Here is a 16153-nt window from a genome sequence, read left to right on the forward strand (position 1 = left end):
TTCGTACTTCATATTATGGGAGCTAATTTTTTCTTTTATTTTACCTAGAACGAGCGCACTTTCGCAAGAGGTCTATTATACTGGCAACATTCCTCACAACTAAATTGCAGTTTGGGGAAGTTCAGGGCGATCGCACTTCCCTCGATCCTAAATTGCTATAATAACAATCAGCCCAAAAATCTCAACATAAAGCCTATGTCTACTTATAGCGAGGTACTGAGTCAGGCTCAAAATCTCACTCTTGAAGAGCAACAGCAACTGTTAGAAGTATTGTCAGCATTGATTCGCGATCGGGTAACAACCCAAACTCAGGGTAAACGATCGGAAATTGATGCAGCACTGATTGAAATGGTACAAGATCCAGAGTATCAAGCTCAAGTGCTACAGATGGAGGCTGAGTTTACGGTAGCGAGTTGGGAAGCGCTGCAATTGGGAGAATCTCCTGTATGAACCGGGGAGAAGTCTATGATGCTCGACTTGAACCTGTTGAGGGTTCTGAACAAGGAGGAACCCGTCCTGTTATCATCAAAGTTAAGGAACTAGCAGGAGTTAGAGAAAATTACTCTAAAAATGGATAGCTAAGTTACAGGGAAAACTGTACTAAAGTTGCTATTATTTATTGATAATCCCACAGACGAGGAGATTAAGATGCAAGTCAAAGACATGACAGTTGACCAATTGCGGGACTTAATTCGGCATACCGTGGAACAGTGTTTAGAAGAATATTTGGGCGATCCTGATGCAGGTTTAGAAGTTAAGGAAGAAGTCAAGCAGAAATTGTTAGATTCAATGAAGCGCAAACAAGCAGGAGAAAGTAGCGTCGAACCTGGGGAAGTTTATCAAAAACTTGGCATGAAATCGTAATGAGCTATTCGGTTGAGTTGACTGCAGAAGCTCTGGTTAACCAAGAAAGATTGACTCAGGCTGTGCAGGAGCGTATAGGTAATAAAATCAATTGGTTGGCTGAAAATTTTGAACAAATTACTCCTATGCCGTTGTCGGCTAATCTGGCAGGTTTCTTTAAGTTAAGAGTGGGTGATTATCGGGTAATTTATTCTTTTGATGATGATTTAAAGGTGATTACTATTCACCAGATTGGACACAGGAGAGAAATTTATGATTAACTGAAGTGCGATCGCGCTTTTGGAAGATTAAGGGGGATATAACTTTTGGGAATAAAAGGGCGATCGCATTTCCCTACTTCCTAAATTGCTATAATAACAATCAGCCAAAAAATCTCAACATAAAGCCTATGTCTACTTATAACGAGGTACTGAGTCAGGCTCAAAGTCTCACTCCTGACGAGCAACAGCAGCTTTTAGAAGTATTGTCAGCTTTGATGCGCGATCGGGTAACAACCCAGACTCAGGGTAGCAGTGAAAGATTGCCCAAGAAAAATTAAAAGAGATGGCGAGGTTTTTTGCCGTATCGTGTGGATGCTTTGAAATTCCAGTTGCAACTTAGAGAAGAATGGGATGATTAATAAATATCTTCTCGATACCAACATTCTGATTTACTACTTCTATAACGAGCCGGAATTTCAGTCTATATTTGCTGAAACACTGCAAGTTTACCATCCTTACTGCCGCTAATCAGAGTACGCCCGTCGGGACTGAAAACCACTGAGGTAACTGCGGCAGCGTGTACACACTCATTAAAAATATCTTTCTTGTTTTGGAAATCCCAAATTTGAATATTACCGCCGTAGTCTCCTATTGCGAATAAATTGCCATCTGAGCTAAAAACTACTGATTTAATCTCATAATTAAACTTAAAGACATTAAATTCTTCGCCTGTTTTTACATTCCAAAACTTGATTTTTTTGTCATCGCTTCCACTAAGAAGCGTTTGACCGTCAGGACTAAAAGCTAATGAATTAACTGGCCGTAAATGTTCTTTAATAAGAAGAGTTTGTTTTTGATTGTGTAAATTCCAGAGCTTAATCTCTCCCTTGTCGTCCCCACTAGCAAGAAGCCAATTATTAAAATCAACAGCCAGACATTTTACTTCCCCAGTATGGCTTGAGAGTGTGCCAAATTCTACCCGTTCTTCTGTGGAATCCAACAACTTAATCCTACCATCAGCACTCCCAACAATCACTATTTTACTATCGGGGGTAAAGGCTACTGAGGTAACTCTATTAGTCGAGCCCATTCCTAAGTTCCCTATATCTTTAGATTTCTTTGTATCTAAGCGCCATACTTTGACTTTATTTTGATCGATGTTCTCAATCATAGCAGTTGCAAGGAAATGCCCGGTTGGGTCGATTGCGAGCGGAGTGGAATACCCTGCTATCAATCCCCTTAAATTTGATAGGTAATAAAGTTCTCGTCTCTCTTGTAAACTCCAAATAACAATCTTGCGATCGCCACATCGGATCGCAATATCTTTTCCATCTGGAAAAATGGCAATAGAGTTAATTTCACCTTCAAAGTTTTCGGACTGATACACGCATTTCCACTTAGTAACGGCCACTTTAGTAGCGGCAACATAAGGTTTAATTTTGATATATTTTAAACCAGTTTCTACATCTACTTTACTCTCCAAGTTAAAAGATTTTGAAGCACCAGCAGAAAACGAATCATCTACCTCCCAAAAATTGCGATAATGCTCTAAAACCTGTTTGTGAGATTCTTCAAGATTGTTCGCAGTCGTCACAATATTTGACACTATTCCTTGAAGAGCAATGCCTTCTATTAAATAAATTTCTCTGCCAAAAAGATCTTTGAGAACGCCGTTACCTGAGATGCCGATATCTTCTGCTATTGCCTCTACTATTCGGAAAATTAAAGTTATATCTCCCGCTTTCGAGTTATGAATCTCGCGATACAATGCTGTTCCTTGTTCCGTCAATTCTCCTTCTGTTGCTCTAGCCAGTAAACCAGTTATCCCAGCCGCGCACATAAAATCTGGAGCGACGACTGTTCGGTAGTCAAGAGACTGATTACAACTAACTAAAAAACTCCAAGCTGTAGTATTTGTCATGGCAATTTTAAATCGGATTCTGGAAATTTTAGATTCAGGTCATTTTGAACAGATAAGAAACAATTAAGAGCGTATTTGAATGCTGTTTCTTCATTCTCTACTTTTTTTAACAATTCTTCTTTTTCCTGACGTAACTCTTCGGATCTTCTAGCTGCTGCTTCTTGCCTTTGCTTGGCTGGTGTTTCGGCATATTCACCCGCAAATTCAACCATTTTTAGAACTGTATCTTGGAAGAGTACATATTTTTTAGGTAAGAATAAATCCAGTATGGTAGGTAGGATGTCTTGCGCTGCTTTTAGCCCTCCGCCAACAACTTGACCTACTTGCTCCCACCAATTTAGATTTGCCTTAACTTCAATTGGACGATTAGCTTGTTCTCTCATTTTGTCTATAGCAGCTTTGCAATCAGCTTGAATTATATCGGGCAAGACACAGGCTAAAGGAATTTCTACTTGAAAGGGTTTGGGTAATATGCTAAGATTTTTTGTCATGCTGCCATCTGGTTGCAGATTGGCAAAATCTTTACCGACTGCACTAACAGGAATTAATCGAACTGGTTTTCCTGCCTTATTATAAATAGAGACTAAATTTTTAAAATGTGGAATTTCTTTCAGCAAAAAATCCCGGATTTGTTTGAGGGTGTATTCCTTTTCTACAATATCCCACTTGCTGATTACAAAATGGATCGGTTTACCACTCTTTTGCATTATGCTAAGAACTTGAGGTAAATCCTTAACTGCCCATCTTAAGCCGATTTGTTCGTTTCGCATTAGCTCACAAAGTCTTTGACCATCCAGCAGGCCAAGTAAAGCATCTGCTTTGTTGACTTGCTCATCTAATTTAGGATCATCTTCTTGATCTATCTGCTGGTCGGTTAACAAACCACCTGCATAATCTAAATAGGTGAACTTGCAAGCCGGATAGATCGGCAGATCTTTCGTTTGTACGCGACAAGTGAAAGTCCATTCTGATACTTCGCTGCGTCGTGTTCCAAGCGGCCACTTTTCTTCAAAAGCTATTTGTGTATAAAGATCGTGTAATTGTTTGCTTTTCTCTACACTTTCAAGCTCCAGAAAAAAGCCTCCTTCCCCTTGGGTACATAACTGATTGTACATACTAGCTAAAAATACCGTTTTGCCTGAGCCGCGTGGCCCTAGCATGATGACTCTATAAGTATTCATACTTGACCGATTAGAGGAATAATGAAGAATTATTAAGTATGTGTATATATTGTCTCGCAAAAGTTAACTCTTGTATGTCGGAAATGTCGGGATTTTTCCCAGACAAGCCGATCGCAAATGTCGGAATCTTGTCGGAAATGTCGGAATCTTGTCGGAAATGTCGGAAAGTCGGATATAATACGACAAATCCCCGCACACGACTGACCTATGGAAATCGCAGAAGTGTTAAAACTCGCCGACGAACTAATCTTCGCCAAGACGGGAGAACATATAGACTATCTGCAAAAAGCTATCCTTGAAGGAACCTTACAAGGTCGGACATACCCAGAAATTGCTGAAGCGACTCATTCCAGTGAAGGCCATACCAGGGATATCGGTTCGGAATTATGGCAAATATTTTCAGAGGGATTGGGAGAAGGTATTACTAAAAGAAATTTTAGAGCAATATTAGAAAAAGCGAAATTTGATAACTTTTCATCAGCTATCGGTAGAGTAGGTAGAGATTATGTAGCGATTAACAACCTCAACATTTGTCAAGAAAGGGCGAGAAGTCCAACAGAACCCCAAAACCCCCAACCAACTTCTAAACAACCCCACATAGACTTAGGCGACGCACCCGAAATATTCAGCTTTTTCGATCGCACTTCCGAACTCTCCACCCTCGAAAACTGGATAACACAGGAACACACTCGCCTCATCACACTCCTCGGAATCAGCGGCATCGGCAAAACCACTCTCTCCCTAAGCCTAATCGATCGTCGCATCAAAACCCAATTCGATTACGTCATCTATCGCAGCCTCCGCTTTTCCCCAAGCCTCGATGCAACCCTCACCAACCTGCTGCAAATCTTTTCCCAACCATCTGAAATTCCCCAAAACATCGAAACCAAAATTGCCCAAATCCTCGATTACCTGCGAAAAAACCGATGTCTGATTGTCCTCGATGATGTACAGATGCTTTTGGGCAGCGGGCAACTAGCGGGACAATATAAAACTGGATATGAAGATTATCAGTTATTTTTTAAACTAATTGCCGAAGTTTGTCATCAAAGTTGTTTGATATTGAATAGTTGGGAAAAACCCAGAGAAATTGCCAGATTATCAAAAGATAATCATCCCGTGCGATGTTTTGTATTGGGAAGTTTAGGAGTAGCAGCTAAAGAGATTTTGAACTCCCAAAAGTTATCCGATGAGGAAACATGGTCAACTTTGATTGACATTTATCAAGGCAATCCTCTGTGGTTGGAGTTCACTGCAACGCTGATTCAAGAGTTGTTTGGGGGAAGAGTTTCTGAGTTTTTGCACTGCGAGATGCCGATTTTAGATGAAGGGTTGCAATCTCAGTTATCTCAACCTTTTGGGCGTTTGACTCCGGCAGAGTTAGCAGTGATGATTCACCTGGCTAATCAACCTGAACCCGTTGCTGTGTCGCACATTTTCAACAAAATACCATTTTCGCCGTCAGAAATAGTAAATGCAGTGCGATCTCTTGGAAATCGCTTTTTATTGGATGCTGTAGAACGGGAAAAGATAACTTTGTTTAGTTTGAATTCAGTGGTGAAACAGTATGTAAAAACTCAGTATTCTTAGTCCGCGTAGGCGGACTTTGTTAGTGTATTTGCGGTTTCAACCGCCGTCTTTATTCGATCGAATTTATTCGCTCGTATTTCATAAAGCGGGTAACAAACCCGGATTTAATTTAAGTGCGTGAAGCGAAGCTATCCCGCAGGGAATCGCACCCACTCTCTAAACTCTCTAATTCTCGCATTCTCTCCCTTTTCTGAGTCTAGGTGCATAAACTGTGCCAGTTCTTTGACAGGAAACGAGCCAAATGCCAAACTGGTTTCGGACTCGACATAACCCGTATCATTTAAAATGTTAATTATTAGTTTCCCCTTCTTCCAAATCCAAACCTCCGGCACTTTAAGTTCCGCATAAACCGCCATTTTATTGATAGATGAGCTAGTCAAATCCATTTCTACAGCTAAGTCTGGCGGCGGGTCATTTTTGAGATCAATAGTTAAATTTCCCCGCATTAAAGCTTCATTTTGGATATAAAAACATTCATCAGCTTCGTTGCCAGCTTTTTTCGGTTCCGAACGCCAAGTAGATGATTTTAATCCGATAATTTCAATTCCAATTTCCTCAGACAGCGCTACAATTAGCCTACCGAGAGTCCAGCTATACCTCTCATGTTCTGGTAAAGGTACCATGAGTTCTAAAGTTCCCTGATAGTAAGTCATGCGCGGCGTTGAACGTTCCGCAAATATTTCTAACAAGTGTTCGTAGGTTTCCCAACTGATATCATGTAAAACCAGGTGAGAACCTGCAAGCTCTTCTTTACTGTACGCTAGGGTTTGAACCATTGCAAATACTCCACGAGAACTTTAACTCTATTTTACTCTCTTAAACATTGGACAGGTGCGATTCCCTGCGGGATAGCTTCGCACGCGCGTACTTTACCAGATTGATTCAAGATTCAAAACAAATCCGGGGAGAACATCTTCACCTGATACAGTGGCTGGAGATTCTAACACTTCAACTTCTCGATCCTGACGATAAATCTCTACTTGTCGCGATTTGCGATTAATTAACAAACCCAAACGTGCACCATTATCGCGATACTCTTTCATCTTATCCTGAGTTTCTTTCAAACTATCGCTGGGAGACATTAACTCGACCACAAAATCTGGACAAATCGGGGGAAATTTCTTTTGTTGTTCGGAATTTAAAGCATTCCAGCGTTCTAATTTTACCCAAGAAGCGTCAGGAGAGCGATCGGCCCCATTGGGAAGTTTGAAGCCTGTTGAGGAATCAAAAGCAATACCGCTGTCATCGTTATCCGCCCAGTTAAATAATTGCTGGGTTAATCTTCCATTCCGGTTTCCAGTTTCTCCTCCTGCTGGTGACATGATAATTAATTCTCCTTTGGCTGTGCGTTCCAATCTAATATTTTCATTTTCTTGACAGAGTTCAAAAAACTGATCGTCTGTCAGCTTAATAATTGGGTTGAGGTTGAGGGTGAGGGTAGTCATAGCGGTATTTTATCGTGGCTAAACGACCTTTATTAAGGATTGTAGCATATTGATTGAGTTGTGAGGGCGATCGCACTTCTAAGCTAATTAAGTGTTAATCGCTTGCTCGGCCGCCTTAATTAAAACCTCATCCATCCAATTGTTAATACTTTTGCCAGCTTTCTTTGCCGCAATAAAGATTTTGCGGTGATGTTCCGGAGTAGTGCGGAAGGGAAGTTTACCTGAAAAGGGTTTATCCGGTTCCTGTCCTAATTCTTTGCAAAAGTCTAGATAATCATCGATAGAGTTTTGGAATTCTTGGCGAGCTTCTTCAATAGTTTGTGCTTTAAAAGTCACTACGTCATTAATGTCAAGCACTCGCCCGAAAAGAAGTTCCGCTTCTATATCTACTTCAATGCTAGCACTGTAACCCTTGTAAGTCATCATGGCTGTAATACTCTTCCTCTTTCAATAAGTTCAATTTGTGAATGATTAATTTTATGCTAATACTCTTGTTAATTTGGGCGCTCCGCAATGATTTTCCCGTTAACAGCTAAGTCATCATGGTTCAACCCCCGCCTTTATCAAAAATTCTCTGACTGATTTAACGGCTCCTTTATCTGTCTCTTTTTGAGGATGTGGTTCGTGAAATACAGCTCTAACCTCATTTAATAAAATGCGAACCCGCGAACCAGGACCTTGAGTAACAGTAGCACCGAGTGCTGTAAATAAATTTTCAATATCTTGCCAATTAATATTAGCTGGTATAGGATCTGTAAAAATTGCTTCTAAAATCTTACGCTGTTTATTATTTAGCTCCATAAATATTTTATTTGTTGTTTGAAAAACAATGATATCATTTTGTGATATCAATGTCAAGAGGTGAGCGAATCTCGCGCCAAGACTACTTTAGACTGGAACAAATACCACCTTTACCCCAAAACCCTCCCAAAAATATAAGGACACAGCATTGCTGTGTCCCTACAGATTAAAGGCTATCGTCCGAAATTCGGAGGTTTATTCTACTCCCTCAATCCGGTCTTCCACCTCCTGATAAAGTTCACGCAAGCGATCCAAATTGTTCTCCGAAGTCTCCCAATAACCCCGGCCATTCACCTCAAGCAAAGTGCTGACAATCTTTCGGAACGAATGAGGATTTAAGTTAAGCAAACGCTTCTGCATCTCCTCATCTTGGATAAACGTAGTGTTGACATCCTCATACACCCAATTATCCACAGCGCCCGCAGTCGCACTCCATCCCGTCGTATTCACCAGACGCTTAGAAATCTCGCGCACACCTTCATAACCGTGCGACAACATCCCCTCGTACCACTTCGGATTCAGCAGCTTAGTCCGCGAATCTAAACGCACGGTTTCTGATAGCGTCCGCACCTGCGCGTTGGCTGTGGTTGTATCAGCAACAAAGGATGCCGGTTTCTTCCCATCTGCGCGCAAACTGCCGATCAATTTAGTCGGATCGGAGTCGAAATAGTGCGACACGTCGGTTAGGGAAATCTCCGCAGAATCCAAGTTTTGGAAAGTGACTTCCGCAGTTTTCAAGGATGATTCAAAAATCTTCCGGTCTTGTTCCATTGTTCCGGGATTGTCGGAAGAAAAGGCGAAGGATTTGCGAGTTAAATACATTTCCTGCAACTCGGCTTCGCTTTCCCAAGTGCTGTTTTCCACCGCCAAGTTGACGTTAGATGAATAGGAACCAGAAGCATTAGAAAATACCCGGGTTGCTGCTTGGCGCAGGTTGATTCCCATTTCTTCCGCTTGCTTCAGGGCGTGTTTGCGGACGAAGTTCATCTCTAACGGTTCGTCGGCTTCCGCTGCCATTTTCACGGCTTTATCTAACAAATTCATTTGGTTGATGAACAAGTCGCGGAATACGCCGGAACAGTTAATTACTACGTCGATTCGAGGGCGTCCCAACTCTTCTAAAGAAAGCAATTCGAGTTTGTTTACCCGGCCCAAAGCGTCGGGAACTGGCTTCACTCCCACCATCCACATTACTTGGGCGAGGGATTCGCCGTAAGTCTTGATGTTGTCGGTTCCCCACAAGACAACGGCGATCGTTTCTGGGTAATTTCCGCCGTTATCAACGCGCTGTCTTTCTAACAGCCGATCGACTACAACCTTAGCAGACTTAATCGCCCCTGTGGTGGGGATTGACTGCGGGTCCAAAGCGTGCATATTCTTCCCAGTCGGCAAAACATCCGGGTTGCGAATCGGATCGCCGCCTGGGCCAGGGATAATGTATTCGCCTTCTAGGGCGCGCAATAATGCGCCCAATTCGTTATCGGCGCAAACTTGCTGCAAGCAGAATTCTAGATACTCAAACAGCGGTTTAATCAGTTCTGGATCGACCTTTTTGTAACCCGCTGCGTGTAAGGATTCAATCCAAGGTGTTTTCTTGCCCATGTTGAAGAAATTCAACTTGGAAACCAGGGAAACTCGACCCTCAGCATCGGTTTGTTCCTTCACCAAAGCGCCAACAGCATCCCGACAGGCTAAGGTGATGTTTTGTAACAATTCAACATCTGCTAAAATGCCTTTGTCGTTGTTGGTGTAGATATCGTCAATATTGCGATCGAGACTTTGAGCAATAATCCGCGACAAACTGATTAATCCGTCTTCTTCCCGGTCTAAATTGGCAATGTTAACCAAAGTTGCGATCGCCTCTTCAGCAGTCGGCGGCTTACCGATCACGTGCAAACCGCAAGGTAACAACCGCGACTCAATCTCCATCAACTTGCGGTAAACCAAGCCAACTAAATTATCCCGTTCCTCGGCAGTCATATCCGCAGCAACCCCTCGTTCTTGTTCGGGAGGTAACGCGATATCCTTATCCAAATTTACCAAACGGCATTTTTCGACGATCGCATCCACAATCGGCACACCGCGCCCAGTCTCTTTCAAAGTTTGATAAGAAGCAATTAACTCGCTGAGTTCCTGCAAACCTTTGTACAACCCAGCATTTTCAGCCGGAGGAGTCAGATAACTGATTGTTTCAGCATAACTGCGGCGCTTAGCAATTGTTGCCTCACTAGGATTATTAGCAGCGTAATAATAGAGGTTAGGAATCTTGCCGATCAAACTGTCAGGATAACAATCGACAGACATTCCCATCTGCTTACCGGGCATGAATTCCAGGGAACCGTGAGTGCCAAAGTGCAGCACCGCATCCGCACCCCAAATGCGCTCCAAATATGTATAGTAAGCAGCAAAACCGTGGTGGGGACTGGCAGAACGAGAGAATAACAACCGCATCGGATCGCCTTCGTATCCAAAAGTAGGTTGCACTCCGATAAACACATTGCCAAAATGTTTGCCAAAAATCAGCAAATTTTGTCCGTCGCTGTTCAAATGTCCCGGAGGTGGCCCCCAATTTTCTTGCAACCTTTCCGAATAAGGAGTGAATTCTTCGTATTCAGCTACGGACATCCGGTAAGCAATATTTAATTCGGGACTTTGGTATTGGGCTGTTGCGTCATGAATGACTTCTTGCATCAGTTTTTCGGCGGAATCCGGTAATTCTGGCAAGTCGTAACCGTTACCTTTTAAGGCTTTCAATACTTCGTAAATCGAGCCGAAAACGTCCAAGTAAGCGGCTGTTCCGACGTTGCCTTTATCAGGAGGAAAACTGAAAACTGTGATCGCAACTTTTTTATCTAATTTGGGTTTGCGGCGCAGCATTGCCCATTTCATAGCGCGCTGGGAAATTGCTTCGATTCTATCTTGCAGGGCGATCGCCTTGCCAGTTGCGCCATCACGTCCCGACACAATAATCGGTTCGATCGCACCATCCAACTCAGGAATCGCAACTTGCAACGCAACTTGAATCGGGTGCAAGCCTAAATCGCTATCTTCCCATTCTTCTGTCGTTTGGAAAACCAGCGGCAAAGCCACCATGTAAGGGCAATTTAATTTTTTCAAAGATTCGATCGCCTTCGGGTGATCTTGTTTCGCCGGGCCGCCCACCAAAGCAAAACCAGTCAGAGAAACCACCGCATCAACAATCGGCAGAGGTGTCACACCTTTTGCCCCGACTTCCAAGAAAAAAGTCTCCACAGGTTTAGAGAAGTCCAAACCGCCGGCAAAAATCGGCACCACCCGCGCCCCCATTGCCTCCAATTCCTGCACCATTGCTACATAGTGCGCGTCATCTCCCGTGACTAAGTGAGTGCGTTGCAACACTAAACCAATGCAAGGTGCGAGGGGATCTTTGAGATCCGCAGAAATATCTGTACGGGCATTAAACCAAGTCAGATATGCTTTTACATCTTCAAACATCGACGATGCCAAAGGATGCCAAATTCCCATGTCTGGGTAGACAACAGGTTCTTGGAAAGTCGGCTGTGACTGGCCTTTGAAGACATATTTATGTGACAGCATCAGCAAGAAGTTTTCCAAGTTTTCTTGGGAACCGCCCAGCCAATACTGGAAACTCAGCATGAAGTTGCGCGCATCTTGGGCTTTGTCGATGGGCAAATATTTCAGCACTTTCGGCAAAGTTTGCAGCAGTTTCAGCATTCCGTCTTGGAAGGAACTCCCGGATTTTTCCTTCCGTTTTTTCATGAATTCGCCGATCGCACTTTTGCTTTGTCCCAACTGTGCCATCGAGAAACTGCCCATTTTATTGAGTCGCATCACCCCTGGCATCGACGGGAAGACGACGGCGACATCCAAGCTGTCGCGCAGCGGTTCCACCGCCGATACCACTTTTTCTGCCAAATCTTCGATGAAAATTAGAGAAGCAATAAATACATTGGCATCCGCCACATCCCGCTTGAAGGCTTCGTAATTTTCCGGGCTGCGGAGTTCCTCGATCAGGTAGCCACTGATTTCTATTGCCAAATTCGGATTTTTCTGGTTTATCGATCGAACCGCTGCCGACAGGGCGCTTTGATACTGCGGTTCCAGTACGACATAGACCACCTTCATGAGCGATCGCCCTTGCAAGTTTTCCGGCACGACGTGGCGAATGGTGGGCTTGACGTGAGTGAACATCCGGTTAGGCTCCTTTAAGATGCTGTTTTCGCGAATCGGGAATTTTTTTATCCCATAAGCATTTTTACCAGAAAACGCTTGCCATTAGGCGATTTGAGCCTGCACATGACACAATTCGACAAATTTAGGTCAACTTTTCGTTACATTTTTTTATAAATTCCTTGAGCAAATACTCCATATTTTATTTACAAAAGTTTACTTGACATATTGAAAAAAATATGTATACGATTAATTAGTAGGATAAAAATAATTAAAAATTAACCAACATTTGAGAAAAAAATCCTGAAAAAAGTTCCAAGTTTTGTATAATTTATCACACTTGCGATAGAGCAATTAACTGAGGGGAAAAAGGTATAATTTCTGAAGGCAGAATGTAGCCTTCGGGTAATTGCTGAGTCACAAAAAGTGATATTATACCAGGAACTTAAAACCATTTCATAACGTCAGTTTGGTGTAAATTCCTGATCGGCGATCGAGTTCATGGAAAGCTAATTGCTATAAACTCTCAAACTCATCCCAACCTTAAGGGGGAAACATGGCTAACTACGCAATTTTCGACGAACAATTCTACCTGGCCTCATATCCTTGGATCAAACCAGCGATTGATGCAGGAGTAATCAAATCCGGGAGAGAACACTTTGAAAAATTTGGTCAAGCTGGCGGTCTAACTAAAGTATCGCGTTATTTTGACGAAAATGCTTACCTTGCTGGGAATCCAGACCTAGCACCCTTCGTCCGCACAGTCAACCCAAACGCACCTTTTGCGACCGGCCTCGATCACTTTATCCAGTTCGGTTACGATGAAGGACAGCGCCGCACCCAAGTATCCCCTGAGTACAACGAAAATTTTTATTTAGCAAACAACTCAGATGTCGCACCGTTCGTTCAGAACGGAACTTTCAAATCAGGATTCGACCATTTCACTCAATTCGGAATCAGAGACGGTCGGTTTGGGACTTCATTTTTTGAACCGGAATACTTAAAAGAAAACCCCGATATTGTGCCGTTTGTCAACTCTGGAAACTTGAGAACAGGCCGGGAACACTTCTTCAATTTTGGACAATTTGAGCCTGCCCGCGACGCAACTTTTGTCGGCAGCCGCAGCAACGATGTTTTAACTGGTGTTGGCGTCGGGGATGTAGAACTTGTGGGAGTGGAAGTAGGTCTAGATTCGCAACGCAACCGACAGTATGAAAGCTTTGGCACCAATGAATTCGATGTCTTGATTGGTGCTCCGGGAACCAATACATTCGTACTTGGAGTTCCTGCTACAGCCGGGAATTTTAGCCCGACACCGCTGTATTTGGGTAACGGTCAAGCTACCATTCGCAACTTCGACATAGAAAGCGATTTTATCCAACTGCAAGGAACTTCTTTAAACGGCTACAGCCTGACTCCGGTTGGCAACAATTTGTCAATCCAGCGTTTTGGAGACGTGCTCGGCGTGATTGAAGGAGGAGCAAGTTTGAATTTGAGTTTCCAAGAATCTAACGGTAACGGTACTTTCTTGATTGGTTAGTCATTAGTCATTAGTCATCGGTCATTGGTCATTAGTTAATACTGATGATTGATGACTTTTTTTTTGATCGTACTTTACTTTAAACAGCAAACTATGAATTACGATATCTTTGACGAACAATACTACCTTTCGCAATATCCGTGGCTGAAACCAGCCATTGATTCAGGAATCATCAAATCAGGAAGAGAACACTTTGAAAAATTTGGTCAAGCCGCCGGTATCACAAAAATATCGCGGTATTTTGACGAAGATACTTACCTTGAAGGAAATCCAGACCTTAAACCCTTTGTCCGCACAGTCCATCCAAACGCGCCGTTTGCTACAGGCTTAGATCACTTTATCCAATACGGTTACGAAGAGGGTCGCACTCGCGTATCGCCTGAGTATGACGAAGCGTTTTATGTAGCAACTAACCGAGATTTGCAGCCGTTTATTCAGAATGGAACTTTTAAAAATGGCTACCAGCATTTCATTCAATTCGGGGTAAAAGAAGGTCGTTTTGGAACATCTTTCTTTGAACCGGGATACTTATTCAATGTGTTTGAGACTATCAGCTCTGGAACCTTAAAAACTGGTCGGGAACATTACTTCAAGTTTGGGCAATTCGAGGCAAGCCGCGAGGCAACTTTTGTCGGAACTTCCGGTAATGACATCCTCACAGGTGTAGGGGTAGGGAAGGTCGAATTAATTGGAGTTGAAGTAGGTGTTATCTATCCCGGCCCCCGAAATTATGAAAGTGACGGCAGCAATGAATTCGATACTCTCACTGGCGGTAGCGGCCGTGATAAATTCGTGCTCGGTGACATTGTTGGCTTCAGGGGAGGAACCCTCTCATCCAGACAGTTCTACATCGGCCCAGGTTTTGCTACAATTCGGAACTTTACTCAAGGTCAGGATACCATCCAGACAGGGATTCCCTTAGATCAACTATTGGTGTTTTCAATCAACAATAATCGAGATTTAGCTATCCAAACGAATGGCTTTCCCGTCGTTGAGAATGGAGTTTTCATAGCCAGTCGCTTTGACACAATCGCTGTTGTTGAAGGTGGCGGCAATCTCAATTTGAATCTATTACCAGGATCTAGTGTTATTAGATCTTTGCTTGGGTAGAAATATCGAATATATTCAGAATTTTCTTTGGGATGCTGTCGGTGCGATCGCACTTTCCTCTGCCAACAACTCGCATTCCGCGATCGCACTTTACGTTCTCAAATAAACAACGATTAATTACGAAATCTTTATATAGCTTAAGTGAGATTTGACTGACACTTGGAAAAAATCACCCGATCAGGTAATTGTCTCAGTTTCCGACTATTGATAAATTGCATAAACAGCTCATTAAAGCCGCAATAAAAAAACATGGCTAGTTACGCAATTTTTGACGAACAATACTACCTTGCTCAATATCCTTGGGTCAAACCCGCCATTGATGCAGGAGTCATCAAATCTGGAAGAGAACACTTTGAAAAATTCGGTCAAGTCGGTGGCTTAACCAAAGTATCGCGGTATTTTGACGAAGCTACTTACCTTGCTGGCAACCCAGATATCGCTGCCTTAGTCCGCACCCCCAACAACCCAAATGCACCTTTTGCGACTGGCCTAGACCACTTTATCCAATATGGTTACGAAGAAGGTCGCACTCGCGTATCGCCTGAGTATGACGAAGCGTTTTATGTAGCAAATAACCGACAGTTGCAGCCATTTATTCAGAATGGAACTTTTAAAAACGGCTACCAGCATTTCATTCAATTCGGCATCAAAGACGGTCAGTTTGGGACTTCTTTTTTTGAAAAAGAATACTTAAATAAATACTCCGATGTTCAGTCGTTTGTCGAATCGGGAGCGTTGAAAACTGGTCGGGAACACTACTTCAATTTCGGCAAAAACGATCCAAGCCGCTCTGCGACTTTTATCGGAAGTTCCGGGAATGACATCATTACCGGTGCTGGGGTGGGGAATACCGAATTAATTGGAGTTGAAGTAGGTTTAGGTACAGGTGGTGCTTTTTCCATCCCCGGCCGAAATTATGAAAGTGAGGGCAGTAATGAATTCGATACTCTCACTGGCGGTAGCGGCCGCGATAAATTCGTACTCGGAGACGTTGTACAAGGTACTGGTGGTAAGGGATACAGTTCCCCAACAAAGTTATATATCGGGTCTGGTTTTGCTACAATTCGGAACTTTACCCAAGGTCAGGATAGCATTCAGCTAGCAACAAGCGATATCCAACCTTCTTTAGATAAATTCTTGATATTTCCCATCAACAACAATCGAGATTTAGCTATCCAAACGAACGGCTTGTTCGTTTACTTTCCAGATGGAACTTCGGGAATTAGTAGCTTTGACACGATCGCTGTTATTGAAGGCGGCGGAAATCTCAAGTTGAATCTCTTACCAGAATCTAGAGGTTCTCTACCTCTACTTGGCTAGAAATCTCGAAG

At 42.9% G+C, this 16153-nt stretch carries 17 protein-coding genes; 9 read left to right on the top strand and 8 right to left on the bottom strand.

Annotation, left to right across the window (positions count from 1 at the left end; all coding sequences use genetic code 11):
- The first annotated feature begins 195 nt into the window (after positions 1-195).
- From QUA03_RS04480 to QUA03_RS04500, 5 genes are all read left to right on the top strand, one after another.
- Positions 196-450, top strand: a complete 255-nt coding sequence (locus QUA03_RS04480) for a hypothetical protein (RefSeq protein ID WP_333210046.1) — start codon at positions 196-198, stop codon at positions 448-450.
- Positions 447-578, top strand: a complete 132-nt coding sequence (locus QUA03_RS04485) for a type II toxin-antitoxin system PemK/MazF family toxin (RefSeq protein ID WP_333210048.1) — start codon at positions 447-449, stop codon at positions 576-578. The genes QUA03_RS04480 and QUA03_RS04485 overlap by 4 nt, the downstream gene beginning before the upstream one ends.
- A 70-nt stretch (positions 579-648) precedes the next feature.
- Positions 649-864 (top strand): hypothetical protein, encoded by a 216-nt coding sequence (locus tag QUA03_RS04490; protein ID WP_333210050.1) that lies wholly within the window; start codon positions 649-651, stop codon positions 862-864.
- Positions 864-1124, top strand: a complete 261-nt coding sequence (locus tag QUA03_RS04495) for a type II toxin-antitoxin system RelE family toxin (protein ID WP_333054057.1) — start codon at positions 864-866, stop codon at positions 1122-1124. Before QUA03_RS04490 ends, QUA03_RS04495 begins: the two co-directional genes overlap by 1 nt.
- Positions 1125-1252: 128 nt before the next feature.
- A complete protein-coding gene (locus QUA03_RS04500) occupies positions 1253-1402 on the top strand; it encodes a hypothetical protein (RefSeq protein WP_333210052.1) in 150 nt (49 codons plus the stop codon).
- A gap of 143 nt (positions 1403-1545) precedes the next feature.
- On the opposite strand, the gene QUA03_RS04505 is transcribed toward QUA03_RS04500, so the two are convergent.
- Genes QUA03_RS04505 through QUA03_RS04515 form a run of 3 tightly spaced genes read right to left on the bottom strand, consistent with a single transcriptional unit; the run spans position 1546 to position 4362 of the window.
- Positions 1546-2985, bottom strand: a complete 1440-nt coding sequence (locus tag QUA03_RS04505; protein WP_333210054.1) for a WD40 repeat domain-containing protein — start codon at positions 2983-2985, stop codon at positions 1546-1548.
- A complete protein-coding gene (locus QUA03_RS04510; RefSeq protein WP_333210056.1) occupies positions 2982-4166 on the bottom strand; it encodes a hypothetical protein in 1185 nt (394 codons plus the stop codon). The genes QUA03_RS04505 and QUA03_RS04510 overlap by 4 nt, the downstream gene beginning before the upstream one ends.
- Before the next feature lie 10 nt (positions 4167-4176).
- Entirely contained in the window at positions 4177-4362 is a 186-nt protein-coding gene (locus QUA03_RS04515) for a hypothetical protein (protein ID WP_333210058.1), read from the bottom strand.
- 11 nt (positions 4363-4373) lie between these two features.
- Between QUA03_RS04515 and QUA03_RS04520 the strand changes: the two genes are divergently transcribed.
- Positions 4374-5756: an ATP-binding protein gene (locus tag QUA03_RS04520; protein WP_333210060.1), complete on the top strand. Its 1383-nt coding sequence runs from the start codon at positions 4374-4376 to the stop codon at positions 5754-5756.
- 128 nt (positions 5757-5884) lie between these two features.
- On the opposite strand, the gene QUA03_RS04525 is transcribed toward QUA03_RS04520, so the two are convergent.
- The 5 genes from QUA03_RS04525 to QUA03_RS04545 all read right to left on the bottom strand — a co-directional run bounded on the left by QUA03_RS04525 (position 5885) and on the right by QUA03_RS04545 (position 12193).
- Positions 5885-6532: a Uma2 family endonuclease gene (locus tag QUA03_RS04525; RefSeq protein ID WP_333210063.1), complete on the bottom strand. Its 648-nt coding sequence runs from the start codon at positions 6530-6532 to the stop codon at positions 5885-5887.
- 93 nt (positions 6533-6625) lie between these two features.
- Complete coding sequence (locus tag QUA03_RS04530) at positions 6626-7201, bottom strand: Uma2 family endonuclease (RefSeq protein WP_333210065.1); 576 nt, start codon at positions 7199-7201, stop codon at positions 6626-6628.
- 87 nt (positions 7202-7288) lie between these two features.
- Entirely contained in the window at positions 7289-7627 is a 339-nt protein-coding gene (locus QUA03_RS04535; protein WP_333210067.1) for a type II toxin-antitoxin system HicB family antitoxin, read from the bottom strand.
- A gap of 114 nt (positions 7628-7741) precedes the next feature.
- Positions 7742-8059 carry a type II toxin-antitoxin system HicA family toxin gene (locus tag QUA03_RS04540; protein WP_333210069.1) on the bottom strand — a complete coding sequence of 106 codons (318 nt, stop codon included), beginning with the start codon at positions 8057-8059 and terminating at the stop codon, positions 7742-7744.
- Positions 8060-8197: 138 nt separating this feature from the next.
- Entirely contained in the window at positions 8198-12193 is a 3996-nt protein-coding gene (locus QUA03_RS04545) for a magnesium chelatase subunit H (protein WP_333210071.1), read from the bottom strand.
- A gap of 535 nt (positions 12194-12728) precedes the next feature.
- Between QUA03_RS04545 and QUA03_RS04550 the strand changes: the two genes are divergently transcribed.
- The 3 genes from QUA03_RS04550 (at position 12729) to QUA03_RS04560 (ending at position 16142) form a co-directional block, all read left to right on the top strand.
- Entirely contained in the window at positions 12729-13712 is a 984-nt protein-coding gene (locus tag QUA03_RS04550; protein WP_333210073.1) for a calcium-binding protein, read from the top strand.
- A gap of 93 nt (positions 13713-13805) precedes the next feature.
- Positions 13806-14822, top strand: coding sequence for a calcium-binding protein (locus tag QUA03_RS04555; protein ID WP_333210075.1), 1017 nt, complete (start codon positions 13806-13808; stop codon positions 14820-14822).
- 249 nt (positions 14823-15071) lie between these two features.
- A complete protein-coding gene (locus QUA03_RS04560) occupies positions 15072-16142 on the top strand; it encodes a calcium-binding protein (RefSeq protein ID WP_333210077.1) in 1071 nt (356 codons plus the stop codon).
- Positions 16143-16153: the final 11 nt, after the last annotated feature.

The organism is Microcoleus sp. S36b_A4 (genome assembly GCF_036700645.1).
Taxonomy (GTDB): Bacteria; Cyanobacteriota; Cyanobacteriia; order Cyanobacteriales; family Microcoleaceae; genus Microcoleus.

Coding starts and splice junctions, on each gene's coding strand:
- QUA03_RS04480 (WP_333210046.1), top strand. CDS start 196: ATGTCTACTTATAGCGAGGTACTGAGTCAGGCTCAAAATCTCACTCTT.
- QUA03_RS04485 (WP_333210048.1), top strand. CDS start 447: ATGAACCGGGGAGAAGTCTATGATGCTCGACTTGAACCTGTTGAGGGT.
- QUA03_RS04490 (WP_333210050.1), top strand. CDS start 649: ATGCAAGTCAAAGACATGACAGTTGACCAATTGCGGGACTTAATTCGG.
- QUA03_RS04495 (WP_333054057.1), top strand. CDS start 864: ATGAGCTATTCGGTTGAGTTGACTGCAGAAGCTCTGGTTAACCAAGAA.
- QUA03_RS04500 (WP_333210052.1), top strand. CDS start 1,253: ATGTCTACTTATAACGAGGTACTGAGTCAGGCTCAAAGTCTCACTCCT.
- QUA03_RS04505 (WP_333210054.1), bottom strand. CDS start 2,985: ATGACAAATACTACAGCTTGGAGTTTTTTAGTTAGTTGTAATCAGTCT.
- QUA03_RS04510 (WP_333210056.1), bottom strand. CDS start 4,166: ATGAATACTTATAGAGTCATCATGCTAGGGCCACGCGGCTCAGGCAAA.
- QUA03_RS04520 (WP_333210060.1), top strand. CDS start 4,374: ATGGAAATCGCAGAAGTGTTAAAACTCGCCGACGAACTAATCTTCGCC.
- QUA03_RS04525 (WP_333210063.1), bottom strand. CDS start 6,532: ATGGTTCAAACCCTAGCGTACAGTAAAGAAGAGCTTGCAGGTTCTCAC.
- QUA03_RS04530 (WP_333210065.1), bottom strand. CDS start 7,201: ATGACTACCCTCACCCTCAACCTCAACCCAATTATTAAGCTGACAGAC.
- QUA03_RS04535 (WP_333210067.1), bottom strand. CDS start 7,627: ATGATGACTTACAAGGGTTACAGTGCTAGCATTGAAGTAGATATAGAA.
- QUA03_RS04545 (WP_333210071.1), bottom strand. CDS start 12,193: ATGTTCACTCACGTCAAGCCCACCATTCGCCACGTCGTGCCGGAAAAC.
- QUA03_RS04550 (WP_333210073.1), top strand. CDS start 12,729: ATGGCTAACTACGCAATTTTCGACGAACAATTCTACCTGGCCTCATAT.
- QUA03_RS04555 (WP_333210075.1), top strand. CDS start 13,806: ATGAATTACGATATCTTTGACGAACAATACTACCTTTCGCAATATCCG.
- QUA03_RS04560 (WP_333210077.1), top strand. CDS start 15,072: ATGGCTAGTTACGCAATTTTTGACGAACAATACTACCTTGCTCAATAT.